Genomic DNA, 12987 nt, shown 5'->3' on the forward strand with positions numbered 1-12987 from the left:
AGCCGAGCCGCTCCGCATCCTCAGGGTCGTACCAGCCCTCAGCGGCGGCCTTCTGCGTCGTGACGCGCTCCGGCAGGAAGGCGCCGATGCCCGCGATGTAAAGATCGTGGAACTTCATCGGGCGGTCGCACGACGAAATCGAGGCGGCGCGCAAGGACTGGACGGAGGGTGCCCGTTTCGGCGAGGTGACGGGTTACGACGGCACCCGCCTCCCCGCCCCGGACCTCCCGCCGGTAGCCCTGAAACCACGCGGACGAGTGCGCTGACCTGGCGTTCCGCGCGCGTCATCGTGCCGGTTCGCGGCCCTTGCGGTCGTCGTTCTGCGTCCGGCCCAGTTGGTGGAACCTGTCAAGGACCGGGCGGGACCGCCTCGTTCCCCCATCGGATTGTCAACTTCCCCGTACAGCACGCAAGGTAGGTGCCATGACCGTGGGGAGCTGGAAGCGCGGCAATGTCGTTCTCGGGCTGTACGAGGTGCTCGACGTGCTCGACGGCGGGGGCATGGGGCTGGTGCACCGGGTCCGGCACCGCGAGTGGAACACGGATCTCGCGATCAAGGTGCCGCGCTCCGAGCTGGCCGCCACGGCCGCGCAGCGCGCCCGCTTCGAGGACGAGGCGGGCACCTGGGTGGGGCTCGGCTTGCATCCGAACGTGGTCAACTGCCTGTACGTGCGCCGGGTCGAGGATCGCCCGTGCGTGTTCGCCGAATGGGTCGACGGGGGCTCCCTCGCCGAACTCGTACGCGGCGGCGGCCTCTACCACGCGGAGGGCCATGAGGGTGCCGGCACCGGTTTCCCGGCCCGCGCTCTCGACCTGGCGGTGCAGACCGCCTGGGGCATCCACCACGCGCACGAGCAGGGGGTGATCCACCAGGACGTCAAGCCGGCCAACGTCATGGTCGACACCGACACGTGGACGGCGAAGGTCACGGACTTCGGGCTGGCCGGTGCCCGTGCCGCTGCCGGGGAGGCCGCGTACGCGGTCGGCCCGGCGGGAGCGAGCCTGGCGGCGAGCTACGGCGGAATGACGCCCGCGTACTGCTCCCCCGAGCAGGCGGAGGCGGCGGCCGGGGCACGGGTAACGCTGACCCGGGCCACCGACGTATGGTCCTGGGCGCTGTCCGTCCTGGAGATGTTCGTCGGCGACATGCCCTGCGAGCGGGGGCAGGCGGCGCCGGAGGTGTTCGCCGCGTTCCTGGCCGGCCTGTGGGCCGGGCCCGGGCCCGGCCCACAGGCCATGCCGCCCGCGCTCGTGGACCTGCTGTGGCGGTGCTTCGAGGTCGACCCGGCGGTGCGTCCGCACCGGCTGGACGAGGTCGCCGCCCAACTGGCCGGCATCTACGCGGACGTGGCCGGGGAGCCCTACCCGAACGCGGCTCCTCAGGCGGCCGACCTGCTGGCCGACGGGCTCTCGAATCAGGCACTCTCCCTCCTCGACCTGGACCGGTCCGACGAGGCCGAGGCGCTGTGGCAGCGCGCCTCCGACGTCGACCCGCACCATCCGTCCACCGTCTACAACTGGGCCGTGTACCGCTGGCGTGAGGGCAGGCTGTCGGACGAACAGGTCCTGGCGAAGCTCCGTACGGCGCGCGACATCGAGGGGAGCCGGTGGCGGTCCGACCACCTGCTCGGGCTCGTACACGTGGAGCGCGGCGACGACGACACCGCTCGCGAGCTGCTGGCGGGCGCGCCCGCGGTTCCCGAGGTGGAGGCGGCCCGCTCCGAACTGGCGGACAGACGGCGGTTACCGGAGCCGGAGCGGGTGGTGGGACACCACGACTCGGTGACCGCGCTCGCTGTCGACGCGACCGGAGGCACGGCTGTGAGCGGCGGGGAGGACGGGCGCGCCCTGGTGTGGGACCCGGGCCAGAACCGGATCCGGTACGAACTCACCCAGGACGCGGGGGCGGAGGACGCCGGGGCGGCCCCGGTCACCGCCGTCGCGGTCTCCGCCGACGGACGTACGGTACTCGTCGCACGCGAGGCCGGCCCGGTCGAGGTGTGGGACCTCGCGGGGCCAGAACTGCCGCCCCGGCTGGTGCGCGTCCTCACCGGTCACACGGCGTCCGTGACCGCCGTGGCCGTGACGGATTCCGGCCACGCGGTGGCCGCCCGCGCCGACGGGTCGTTCGACGTGTGGGACACCCGCACGGGTCGGGTGCGGGCCCGGCTGGCCCATCCGCCCCAGTCGTTCCGGAGGCTGGACCCGGCCACCGGCCGGATCCTGCCCGAGGTCCACCACAAGCCGAGTGCCGTGGACGTCGTGGGTATCACAGAGGACGGCGGCGTCGTGGTGACCGCCGCGCCCGGTGACGGATCGGTGGTTGTGTGGGACGTGGCCGAAGGGCGCTCGCTCCACCGGCTGGTCACGAGCGAGGACTTCCACCGTACCGGCATAGACACGGTGGCGCTGAGCCCCGGCGCCGAGCAGGCCCTGTTGGCCGGAGGCCCGCCGGTCCACCTGAGCGTCTGGCAGACCCGGACCGACCGGATCCTGAGCACCGTGCCCTACCATGCGAAATTCCGGCGGGCCGTCGCGCTGAGCGGGAATGCGTCGTTCGCCGTCTCCGTGGGGGACGGAAGCCATCCCGCACTACGCCTGTGGGAGACGGGCTCGGGCCGGTGCCTGCGTACGGTCGACACCCGGCTCGACGGACCGATCGCGTACCCGCCGCGCCACGTGGCCCTCAGCGCGGACGGCCGGGTCGTGGTCATCGGCGACATGTACGGCGGCCTCCATTTCCATCCCCTCCACCCGCCGGGCTTCCGCGCCGGGTGGAGCTACGCACGGCCGCGCAACGCGAGGGCCCAGGACGACAGCGAGCAACGTGTCCGGCAACTGGTGGACAGTGCGGAGGAGTTGGCGAACGAGGGTGACGTGGCGGGGGCCGCTGCGCGGCTGCGGGCCGCCCGCGCCGTCCCGGGCTTCGAACGCCACCCAGGGTTGCGTGCGCTCTGGGCCCGGCTGGGGGAATCCTCCGGCCTGCGGACCGATCTGCTGGCCGCTTGGGGCCGGTACGAACTGCGCGGCGGCACCTGGACCTTCACCCAGAGTCCCACGCTCGCGGCGAGCGGCGACGGTGAACTGCTGGTCACCGGTGGCGCGGACGGCCTCGTACGGGTGTGGGAGCTCCAGACGGGGCAGCAGCTCCACACGTTCCCCGAGCGGGCGGGAAAGGCGCATACGGTTCTGCTCAGTGAGGAGGGCGGCCTCGCCGTCACCGCGGACTGGTCGGGGACCGCGCACGTATGGGACTTCACGACGGGCAAGAGGGCGTTCGAACTGTTCGGGGATCACGGGCGGGTGCGGAGCGTGTCCGTCGACCGGGCCGGTCAGCACGCCCTGGTGGGCGACGCCGACGGCGCGCTGTGCCTGTGGAACGTGCGGAACCGGAGCCGGATCCGCACGATGCTGGCGCACGAGGGGCCGGTGACGGCGGTGCGGCTGAGCCCGGACGGCAAGTACGCCGCGTCCGTGTGCTCCGAGGACCGTACGGGCCGGCTCTGGCGGACGGCCACCGGAAGCCCGTTGCTCGACTTTCCCTCCGCCTTCGGCGACACCGTCCTCCGGTTCGACTCCGACGGCACGCGCCTGTTCGTCAACACCGGCCAGGGGGTGAGCGTGTGGGACCTCCGCACGCGCCGCAAGCTCTATGAGAGGGAGAGCGCCTACCACGCGACCCTGGTGCTCAGCGCCGACGGCGGCAGAGCGGCGACCCACACCATGGGAGTGCAGGTGTGGGACACGACGACCGGCACGACCTTCGCCGAACTCCCCGAGCAGACCGATACGTTCGACATCAGCCCGGACGGCCACTACGTGGTCACCGGCGGCTACGACCGGAAAGTCCGCCTGTGGGAGGCCGCGACCGGACGGTGCGTACACACTCTCGAAGCCCACCCGGAGTCCCTGGCCCAGGTGTTTTTCACCGCCGACGGGCGCAATGTGGTCTCCGCGGACCTGCGGCCGGCCATCCACCTGTGGGAGTTGGAGTGGGACTACGACTTCACGGCGCGGCCGGCGGCCGCGCCGGAGAGCTGGTGACAGTGAGGGTGCTGGTGATCGTCTCGGTGTCCGGGGACCCCGCGGAGCAGGCCCCCGCGGAGTACACCTATGACGAACCGGCAGTCTGCGAAGTGGGCCTGGCTCCCGCCTGCGCCATCCGGATCGGCGACGGGCACGGCTCGGTGTCGGGACGGCACTGCCGGCTGGAGATCGACCCGCCGGCCGTGCGTCTGCGGGACCTGGGCAGCAGGGGCGGCACCTACGTCAACGGCCGGCGGCTGGGCCGGCTGGAGGAGTACCGCATCGCTGACGGGGACGAGATCCGCATCGGGGACGTCCGGCTCCGCGTCCGCACGGTGCACCGGCCGGCACCGGGCGGGGAGCCGGGCGCCAGCACCGCCACCGCCCGGCGCCTCCTCCCCGATCCCCCATCCGCGGTTCTGGCGGACTACGAGCTCCTGCGCGAGCTGGGGCGCGGCTCCCAGGGTGTGGTCCACCTCGCCCGCCACCGGGGTACGGGGCACCTCCTCGCGCTCAAGCAGTTCCTGGTCAACGGCACGGTGGACGAGACCGCCCGCTTCGCCCTGCACCGCGAGCTGGAGAGCATCCGCGCCCTGGACCATCCCCACATCGTGCCGTTCCGCAACAGGGTCCACCTGGACGAGCAGTTCTGGTTCACCTGCGAGTACTGCCCCGGCGGCAGCCTGGAGCGGCTGGCGGCCCGGCACGGGGGTCGGATACCGCCCCGGCTGGCGCTCCCGGTCGCGCACCAGGTGCTGGCCGCACTCACCTACGCGCACGGAGTGCCGCTGCCCCGGCCGCCTCGGCGCGACGGCACGACCGCCCCGGCGCACGGACTCGTACACCGGGACGTGAAGCCCGCCAACATCCTGCTCGCGGACCCGGACCCGAACCCGGGCTGGGGGCCGGGGTCGGGGCCGGAGGCCGGAGGCTCGACGTCCGTACCGCCGAAGGTCAAGCTGGCGGACTTCGGCCTGGCCAAGGCCTTCCAGCAGGCGGGGCTGTCGGGCCACACCCGGACGGGCGCCCTGGGCGGCACGATCCCCTTCACCGCCCGCGCACAGCTGGTCGATTTCAAGTACGCCGGCCCCGAGGTCGACGTGTGGGCGGCGGCGGCCTGTCTGTACTGGATGCTCACCGGTGCGACGCCGCGCGACTTCCCGCCCGGTCGAGACCCGATCGCGATCACGCTGCGCGAGCCGGTGGTCCGGATCAGGGACCGCGATCCCTCGGTCCCGCCGCGGCTGGCCGGGGTGATCGACGCGGCGCTGGTCGACACGCCCCGGATCACGATCCGTTCGGCGCGGGAACTGGCGGACGCACTGCGGGAGGCACAGGAGGAACCCGGCCGCTTGCTCAGCCGCCGGTGTCCCGCAGACAAGCCCATCCCATGCGAGTGGTGAAGCCGGTGCGGCCCAGCGGTTCCAGCCCCTGGCCGCCCAAGGCGGTCCGGCGCAGGGCCGCGTCGTGCGCGGCCCGCTGCTTGCGGGAGCAGCGGCTGCGATCCATCGCGAGGACGGCGAGAACCGGGGGAATCGTGTCGCGGAACCGCTGGACGACGTGCTCGGTGAACTCCCCGTACCGGGGGTCGTCCTCATATCCGAGCCGCAGCGTGACGGGCGGGTCGCCCGCCAGGCGCAGTGATTCCGCCGTGTACTTCAGCATGATCCTCAGGTCGCCGCTCAGCGTCAGGTCCCCCGGATCGGACTGGTACACGCGCGGGGCCGCCTCCGGCACCATGTAGCGAACCGTCACCCGGCTCTGCGGCAGCTCCACGAGCAGGGCCGGCCAGACTCCGCCGCCCTCGATCGTGCAGGCCGGGCGCTCCGGCTTCTGCGACAGGCGCAGCGCCACCCATCTCATCATCTCCACGGCCTCGGGCGGCAGGTCCTCCGGGGTGTACGGGCCGCGGCTGCGGGTCCGCAGCGCGTGATCCTTCATCACGGCCAGCAGCCGCACCCCGTCGGCGTCGGCCTCCAGGGCCAGCGGATTGACCGCCAGGTCCAGCATGGTCTCGCACGCCGCCAGGAGCAGCGCCGAGATGTGCGGGCCTTGCCGAGGGCTCATCGCGCTCACTCCGCCAGGGCGACGAACAGCGGGCTGGCCAGCAGGACTGCGGTCGTGCCGGGCGGATACAGCTCGGGGTACGGACAGGGCCCATGGAGCATCCGCTTGGCCACGAACTCCACTGTCTGGGCCGGGCCGCGCAGCGTGGCGTTGGCCTGGAGGACGGTGGCCAGGGCCTCGTGGTCGGCGGCCCCGTCCTGCGGGGCGAGCGCCGCCAGCCGGTCGAGAAGGACGGGCGGGAGCGAGGCGCTCAGCACGCTCTGCTCGGGCGGGGCCGCCGCCACCGTGCCGAGGAGGTGGTGGGCGGAGCCGCCCAGCCCGACGACGGTGTGCTCGCTGCGGCCGCCGAAGTAGACGGTGCCGCCGTCGCCGATCGCGCCCCACTGCATGGGCAGGACCCCGTGGACGTACTGCCCGGGCTCGTCCACGTGCCCGAGGTCGGCGTGGTCCTCCAAGTGACGCAGGACGCGCTCCAGCCGGCCGACGCGGTCGGCCCCGGTGACCTCGACGCTCCGCTTCGCACCCGCCACGGACAGCCCGAGGCTCAGCTCCGTGACCCGCTTGCGCCCCCACGCCGGATCGATCTGCGACAGCAGCATGTCGGTCTTGGCGTCACTGATGTACAGGTAATAGCGGACCGACACTCCCGCTCCCTCCCCCGCGCGGTACGACCTGAGCCAGAGTACCCACCAACTGCCGCCCGCGCCCGCACAACCGGGCCAACCGCGCCGGCACCTGACCGGCCCGAGGGCCGGCGCCCGTTCCGGGCTACAGACCAGGGCTGCGCGAGCCCGGGACTACGCCAGCTGGGTGCGGGCGCGGATGACGATTTCGCTGACGTCGGCGTCCGGGGGCTGGGCGATGGCGTAGGCGATGGCGTCCGCACGCGAAACGGGACCGGCCCAGAAAATCCGGTTTGAGCTTCCCCCTCCGGCACCGGGTCGTTCCCCGTAACCCCGACAGCACGACCCGGCCGGAACCGGTCATCGTCAGGGGCTCGGCGGCAGCAGGGTGCGGTGGGCCAGGGCGAACGCGGTGCGGACCGCGATGGCGCCGATGAAAGCGGTGATCGCCGCGAGCAGCAGGTACGTATAGACGGTGTGCCCGGAAGGCTGCCCCGCCTCGTTCCAGCGCAGGGTCGTCTCGACCACCGCGGCCCAGGAGAAGGTGAACGCCCAGAAGCTGGGTGCGTAGCGCAGGCGGAGGAAGGCGGGGAGCAGTCTGATCTGTACGAGGACCATCAGCAGCGCGTACCCCGCCAGAGTCGCCGCGAAGAAGTCGATCCGCTCCCCGTTGATGGCGAAATAGGCGACGCTTCCCACGGTCGGGGGTGCCACCTCGATGGCCAGTGTGGGCAGGAGCGGAGTGGGCAGCATGGGGCGGAAGAAGAGCCGGGCCATGATCATTGAGCCCAGGATGAACCAGCAGACGAGGCCGAGGCCGAGCATGACCTCGGCGAGCCGCCGCTGTCCGACGTCGGCGGCGGATGCCGCGGCGACCAGGCCGCCGGCGACGGTGGGCAGGAAGTAGCCGGGGTGCAGCCGGTCGAGTTCGAGGGGCCCGTAGATCCACTGGCCGGTCAGCCAGCCCCCGAGGAGCACGGTCAGTACGAGGAAGATGTCCACCAGCACTTTTCCGGCGGTGGGCGCCTGGGGGGCGAGCCCTTCGGAAGCGAGCAGCATGGGTGTGATGACGGCGAGCGAGGAGAACGGGCTCGCGACGGGGTCGAGCAGGTCCGCACGGAGGGCCCCCGGCTTCGACAGCACGTACCGCAGGTAGAACGCCACCGTGGCCAACCAGACCACGGCGGCGAGCGCCAGCAGCCCGTTTCCCACGGCGTGAGTGACATGCCCCTGGTCGGCGGCCGTGACCCAGCAACCCGCGAGGCCGGCCAGACCGAAGCCCATTCCGAAGAAATTGAGCGGGATCCGTTGCGCCTGTGCTGTCAGGGCGAACTCCTCAGAAAGGTGTGGGCGGGCAACCTCTGGGACCTGGGTCTGGGGTACCGCTGACGGGCCGGCGGCCCAGGGTCAGGGCGTGACCACCGTTTCGACGCGTCCGGTCGCGACGTCGTGGACCAGCCCTGAGACGCGCGCACCGAGCTTCGGCTTCATGTCGCCTGTCCGTCACACTAACCTCGGGACTTCATCGTTACAAGCATGGTTGTCGTGCGGGCAACTACCGTGTTTGAGAAAGTAAGCTATGATTATCGTATGAAGCGTCGCAACTTTGGCCAGTACTGCGGACTCGCACGAGCCCTTGAACTGGTGGGCGAACGCTGGGCACTGCTGATCATTCGCGATCTCGCGGTGCGACCGCAGCGCTACACCGACCTGCTCGAAGGGCTGCCCGGCATCCCGACCAATGTGCTTTCCACCCGGCTCAAGGAGCTGGAGCAGGCGGGCCTGGTGGAGCGGCGCGTCGCGCCGGCGCCGGAGCGCGGTGTCCGGTACGTCCTCACGCCCGAGGGGAGCGCCCTCGAACCGGCGGTCCACGCCCTCGGACGGTGGGGAACGAAGCATCTCGAAGAGCCCCGGCCGGGAGACGTCGTCACCCCGGAGTCCGTGACCATGTCACTGCGGGCCGGGTTCAATCCCGCCGCCGCGACGGGGCTCAACGAGTCCTGGGAGATCCACGCCGACGACATGGTGCTCCACGCCGTCGTCACGGACGGGCGGTTGGCGGCCGGCGTCGGCCCCGTACCCGGTGAGGCGGACCTGGTCATCACCCTGACCGCGGAGGGCCTGCCCTCTTCTCAGGCACTGCTGCGAGCCGCCCGGTGCGGGCTGGTCGAGTTGGAGGGACGGCGCGCACTCCTGAACACGTTCGTGAACGTGTTCACCCGCCCCGTCGACCAGAACGCCCCTCACGACTGACGCTTCACCCCCACGTACCCATGACCTCCTGTCCAGGCAGCGGGTCGGCGGGCGCCGCGCCCTTCGCCTCGCGGACCGACCGGGGCAGAGCCCCTGTCCTCACACAGTGGAGACACTCATGTCCACCTCACTCGTCAGCAAGACCGTCCTTGTCTCCGGGGCGACCGGTGACACCGGCCGGGCGACCGTACGGGAGTCCCTCGCCCTCGGCCTCGATGTCAGAGCACTCGTCCGTACGATCGACGCACGATCCCAGGCCCTTGCCGATCTCGGCGCCGAGGTCGTGGTCGGGGACTTCATGGACCCCAACAGCCTCCGCTCGGCCATGGAGGGAACGGACGCGGCGTACCTCTGCTATCCGGTCAGTCCGGGGCTCCTCCCCGCGACCGTCAACTTCGCGCAGGCCGCGAAGGAAACCGGCGTCGGCACCGTCGTCAACTGCTCCCAGCGGTCCGCGAATCGCGAGTCCACCAGCCCGTCGTGCCGCGACACCTTCATCGCCGAGCAGGTGCTCGACTGGTCCGGCCTCGATGTCATCCACCTCCGCCCCACCCTGTTCCTCGAATGGCTCCAGTACTTCTGGATGCTGCCCAGGCTGCGGCAGGGCGTCCTGTCGATGCCGGTCGGCGACGGCACCAGTTCCCCCGTCGCCGCGGCGGACCAGGGACGTGCCATCGCCGCGTTGCTCCGTCACCCCGACGAGCACATCGGCACCACCATCCCGCTCTCCGGGCCCGCGGAGATGAACCACACGCAGATGGCGGCCGAGCTCTCCGAAGCCCTGGGCAGGAGGATCGTCTTCGAGAACCCGCCCATGGACGAGTACGCCGCGCATCTGGAGAAGGTGGGCGTTCCTCCGTACGGTGTCGCCCACATCACCGGTGCCATGCTCGACTACCAGAACGGCGCCATGTCGGGAGCCGACAACAACATCGAGAAGATCACGGGCCGCCGCTCGATGACGGTCGGCGAGTACGCCCGCACACACGCCGATCTCCTCAACGGGGTCAACGGCTAAAACAGGCCCATAACATCCACAGCGATGGCCGACCGGCCAGGGAACAGGGAAATGGCCCTGCGGGATTCATGAATCCGGCAGGGCCATTTTCCCGCGAGAAGGCCGCCTAGACGTCGAACCCGCGTGCGCCGAGGTGATTCTCGAGGTCGCCGGGTTGCTGTAGCCCTTGCTCGAAGGACCGGCCGATCCATCCGCTGACTTTCGGCCCCATCAGCCGGGTGAAGAACGCGTCGGATTGCGGCGCGAACTCCTGGTCCTCAGGAAGGGTCATCTCGTTGACCCAGCCCTTCAGTTCCGCGATGGCACCGCGATCGGTACGGGCGACACGTTGGGCGAACGCGTCGACGAACGCGTCGAGTTCCGCGTCCGGGAGGGAACGATTGACGTATCCGTACCGTTCGGCGAGGTCGCCGTCGAAGTCGTCGGCCCCGGCGAGGATTTCGAGCGCACGGGCACGACCGACCAGGCGTGGAAGCCGGGATACGGATCCGCCGCCGGGTGCGAGGCCCGTGGTCATCTCGAACTGCCCGATGAGAGTGCGCTCGCGGCTCGCGAAGCGGATGTCGGTGGCGAGGAGGAACTCACTGCCGGCTCCGCGCGCGCGGCCTCGGATGCTGCTGATGGAGATGACCGGCAGCTTGCTGAGCCGGATGAGTACGTCCACGAACGCCTGCTGGCCGGTGACGGGTGGCGGCTCGCTCGCCAGGGACGACGTGTCGTCCGTGAGATCCCAGTGGGCGCAGAAGAATTCGGGGTTCGCGCTCTCGAACAGGATGACGGTCAGGTCGGGGTCCGCTTCTGCGGCGTCGACCAGTGCTCGCAACTCAATAATTGTTTGCGAGCTGAAGACGTTCACGGGTGGATTGTCGAACGAAACCCGCCACATCGAGGGCGATGGCTTGGTGATGGTGAAGTGGTTCACGCATTGACGCTACAGGGCTGACTTTGAAAAACACAAGCCAACCGGATGCGTTTCGCCCGCGCGGTCGGGTGAAATGCACGGGAGTCGATGCGGAGGAATTCTTTCCGGGCAGGGAAGGATTGTTATGTAGATTCGGATTCCTGCTGGGCTGTGGTCTTTCGGCCGGTGGGAGGGCGTACCCCGGCGCGGCGCCGGGCGCCCTCCCCGGGACCGGCCCGCGATCAGGCGCCGCCGGTGTTGATCAGGTGGGCGTGGGCGCGCGCGAACTCGCCGACCGTCATGGACCGCGTGCCGGTGATCTTCTCGATGTTGTGGTCGGAGCCGGCCATGCGGCCGTCCTGGTAGTCGGCCATGATGCCGGCGATGCTGTCGACGAGGAACGGCGGAAGGCCGAGCTCGCGCAGATCGGCCGCGTACTCCTCCAGCGGCAGGTCCTGGTAGACGATCTTCCTGCCGAGCGCGTCGGACAGTTCGGCGGCCAGCTGCTCGAAATCCATCTCGACCGGGCCGGACAGCGCGGTGACCTTGCCGACGCGCTTCCCTGGCTCCTTCAGCAGCGCGGCGATGGCCCTGCCCTGGTCCTGAGCCGCCACCGGGGCGCAGCGGCCCTGTCCGGCCGGCAGGCGCAGGACGCCCTGCTGGAGGGGGCCCAGCACCCACGGGTAGAGCAGCTGGTCGAGGAACACGGTCGGGCGCAGGTGTGTCACGTCCAGCCCGGACCAGTTGAACACCTCTTCCGCGATGAACGTGTCACGGCACGAGGGGCTGACGGACTCGCGGTTCACGGAGCGCTGGGAGAGGTTGAGGGCGGTGGGTACGCCGGTCTCCTTCACGGCCTGCGCGAAGTTGACGGCGGCGTGGATCAGGCCGGGGTCGATCGGGAAGACGAAGTACGCGGCATCGGCGCCCTCCAGGGCCGGGCGCAGTGTGTTGATCTCCAGCTGATCGCCGACGACGATCTCGGCGCCGAGATCGGCGAGGGCGCGGGAGCGTTCGTCGTGGCCACGCACGAGGGCCCGCACGCGCATGCCGAGCGCGAGGCTCTCCTTGACGGCGGCCCGGCCGGTATTGCCGCTCGCCCCGGTGACGAGGACGGTCCTGGTGTCGGTCGAGGAAGACATGGGGTTCTCCAGGTGAGCTGGTCGCATGACGGGTTGCCGGACTGTCCTGTCAACACTACAGGTCTACTGCATTGTTGCAAGTGAACTTGACAGGACGACGCGCAGGGCGCGATCGCGCCGCCGCCGGCACGTAGCCGAGGGCCGCAGGGGCGAAGAAAATGGCACTCCCCAGAACGATGTGGACTTCATCATCGCTATCGAACTTGCAAAACAGCAGTAGACGCCTATGCTGGAAGCATGACATCACTCAAAGACGCAACCGTTCTCGTCACAGGTGCCAACGGCGGACTGGGGACCGCCTACGTCTCCGCCGCCCTGGAGCGCGGCGCTCGCCGCGTCTACGCCACGGCGCGTCGTCCCGGCCAGTGGGGCGACGAGCGTGTGGTGGCTCTGACGTTGGACGTCTCCGACCCGGCCTCGGTCGAGCGGGCGAAGGCCCAGGCCGGTGACGTCTCGATCCTGATCAACAACGCCGCGACGTTCCCGCGCGGAGACCTGCTGACGGCCCCCGTCGACGAGGTGCGGGCTACGATCGACGCCAACCTGCTGGGCCCGATCCTGACGGCACGTGCTTTCGCTCCCGCGCTCCGCTCGGCGAAGGGCGCGCTCGTCAACGTCGGTTCGGTGCTCAGCTGGTTCGCTGTCGGCAAGGCGCACAGCGTTTCCAAGGCGGGGCTGTGGATGGCCACGAACGCCTTGCGGCTCGAACTCGCTCCCGACGGAGTCCACGTCCTGGGCGTCTACCCCGGGCCGATCGACACGCCGATGCAGCCGGGCGCGGACCGTACGGGAATGAGCGCGCCGTCCGACATCGCCGCCGCCACGTTCGACGCGCTCGAAGCGGGTGAGTTCGAACTGATCCCGGACGAGATGGCGAAGAAGGTGCACGGAGCCCTGTCCGCCCCGGTGACCGCCCTGTACCCGGCGCTGGCGCCGAAGTAGCCGGCCCGACACCGG

The 12987-nt window shown here is 70.6% G+C and carries 10 protein-coding genes and 1 pseudogene; 6 read left to right on the top strand and 5 right to left on the bottom strand.

All coding sequences use genetic code 11. The features are described from left to right. Positions 1 to 107: 107 nt before the first annotated feature. From ACIODU_RS06150 to ACIODU_RS06160, 3 genes and pseudogenes are all read left to right on the top strand, one after another. Positions 108 to 266, top strand: a pseudogene (locus ACIODU_RS06150) (pirin family protein); the annotation flags it as partial. Between the two features lie 157 nt (positions 267 to 423). Next, on the top strand, positions 424 to 4044 hold the full coding sequence (locus tag ACIODU_RS06155) for a protein kinase (RefSeq protein ID WP_401764438.1): 3621 nt from the start codon (positions 424 to 426) through the stop codon (positions 4042 to 4044). Then, a complete protein-coding gene (locus ACIODU_RS06160; RefSeq protein WP_401764441.1) occupies positions 3993 to 5429 on the top strand; it encodes an FHA domain-containing protein in 1437 nt (478 codons plus the stop codon). The genes ACIODU_RS06155 and ACIODU_RS06160 overlap by 52 nt, the downstream gene beginning before the upstream one ends. Here ACIODU_RS06160 and ACIODU_RS06165 read toward each other — a convergent pair. The 3 genes from ACIODU_RS06165 to ACIODU_RS06175 all read right to left on the bottom strand — a co-directional run bounded on the left by ACIODU_RS06165 (position 5383) and on the right by ACIODU_RS06175 (position 8042). Continuing rightward, positions 5383 to 6093: a hypothetical protein gene (locus tag ACIODU_RS06165; protein ID WP_401764444.1), complete on the bottom strand. Its 711-nt coding sequence runs from the start codon at positions 6091 to 6093 to the stop codon at positions 5383 to 5385. The two genes, ACIODU_RS06160 and ACIODU_RS06165, sit on opposite strands and share 47 nt — an antisense overlap. Positions 6094 to 6098: 5 nt before the next feature. Next, positions 6099 to 6737 carry a DUF7019 family protein gene (locus ACIODU_RS06170; protein ID WP_401764447.1) on the bottom strand — a complete coding sequence of 213 codons (639 nt, stop codon included), beginning with the start codon at positions 6735 to 6737 and terminating at the stop codon, positions 6099 to 6101. A 345-nt stretch (positions 6738 to 7082) separates the two neighbouring features. Then, positions 7083 to 8042, bottom strand: coding sequence for a TDT family transporter (locus tag ACIODU_RS06175; RefSeq protein WP_401764946.1), 960 nt, complete (start codon positions 8040 to 8042; stop codon positions 7083 to 7085). A 264-nt stretch (positions 8043 to 8306) separates the two neighbouring features. On the opposite strand from ACIODU_RS06175, the gene ACIODU_RS06180 reads away from it, so the two are divergent. Together ACIODU_RS06180 and ACIODU_RS06185 are read left to right on the top strand one after the other, a co-directional pair. Continuing rightward, complete coding sequence (locus ACIODU_RS06180; RefSeq protein ID WP_401764450.1) at positions 8307 to 8969, top strand: winged helix-turn-helix transcriptional regulator; 663 nt, start codon at positions 8307 to 8309, stop codon at positions 8967 to 8969. Between the two features lie 118 nt (positions 8970 to 9087). Next, positions 9088 to 9987 carry an NAD(P)H-binding protein gene (locus ACIODU_RS06185; protein ID WP_401764452.1) on the top strand — a complete coding sequence of 300 codons (900 nt, stop codon included), beginning with the start codon at positions 9088 to 9090 and terminating at the stop codon, positions 9985 to 9987. A 106-nt stretch (positions 9988 to 10093) separates the two neighbouring features. Here the strand turns inward: ACIODU_RS06185 and ACIODU_RS06190 are convergent, their stop codons facing one another. Together ACIODU_RS06190 and ACIODU_RS06195 are read right to left on the bottom strand one after the other, a co-directional pair. After that, positions 10094 to 10909 carry an enoyl-CoA hydratase/isomerase family protein gene (locus tag ACIODU_RS06190; protein ID WP_401764455.1) on the bottom strand — a complete coding sequence of 272 codons (816 nt, stop codon included), beginning with the start codon at positions 10907 to 10909 and terminating at the stop codon, positions 10094 to 10096. A 221-nt stretch (positions 10910 to 11130) separates the two neighbouring features. Next, positions 11131 to 12030, bottom strand: coding sequence for an NmrA family NAD(P)-binding protein (locus ACIODU_RS06195; protein WP_401764458.1), 900 nt, complete (start codon positions 12028 to 12030; stop codon positions 11131 to 11133). A 237-nt stretch (positions 12031 to 12267) separates the two neighbouring features. Here ACIODU_RS06195 and ACIODU_RS06200 point away from each other — a divergent pair, with 237 nt between their 5' ends. Beyond that, positions 12268 to 12972, top strand: coding sequence for an SDR family oxidoreductase (locus ACIODU_RS06200; protein ID WP_401764461.1), 705 nt, complete (start codon positions 12268 to 12270; stop codon positions 12970 to 12972). The last annotated feature ends 15 nt before the right edge of the window (positions 12973 to 12987 follow it).

This window comes from Streptomyces sp. NPDC088261, assembly GCF_044740805.1.
GTDB lineage: Bacteria > Actinomycetota > Actinomycetes > Streptomycetales > Streptomycetaceae > Streptomyces.

Coding starts and splice junctions, on each gene's coding strand:
- ACIODU_RS06165 (WP_401764444.1), bottom strand. CDS start 6,093: ATGAGCCCTCGGCAAGGCCCGCACATCTCGGCGCTGCTCCTGGCGGCG.
- ACIODU_RS06195 (WP_401764458.1), bottom strand. CDS start 12,030: ATGTCTTCCTCGACCGACACCAGGACCGTCCTCGTCACCGGGGCGAGC.
- ACIODU_RS06180 (WP_401764450.1), top strand. CDS start 8,307: ATGAAGCGTCGCAACTTTGGCCAGTACTGCGGACTCGCACGAGCCCTT.
- ACIODU_RS06200 (WP_401764461.1), top strand. CDS start 12,268: ATGACATCACTCAAAGACGCAACCGTTCTCGTCACAGGTGCCAACGGC.
- ACIODU_RS06185 (WP_401764452.1), top strand. CDS start 9,088: ATGTCCACCTCACTCGTCAGCAAGACCGTCCTTGTCTCCGGGGCGACC.
- ACIODU_RS06155 (WP_401764438.1), top strand. CDS start 424: ATGACCGTGGGGAGCTGGAAGCGCGGCAATGTCGTTCTCGGGCTGTAC.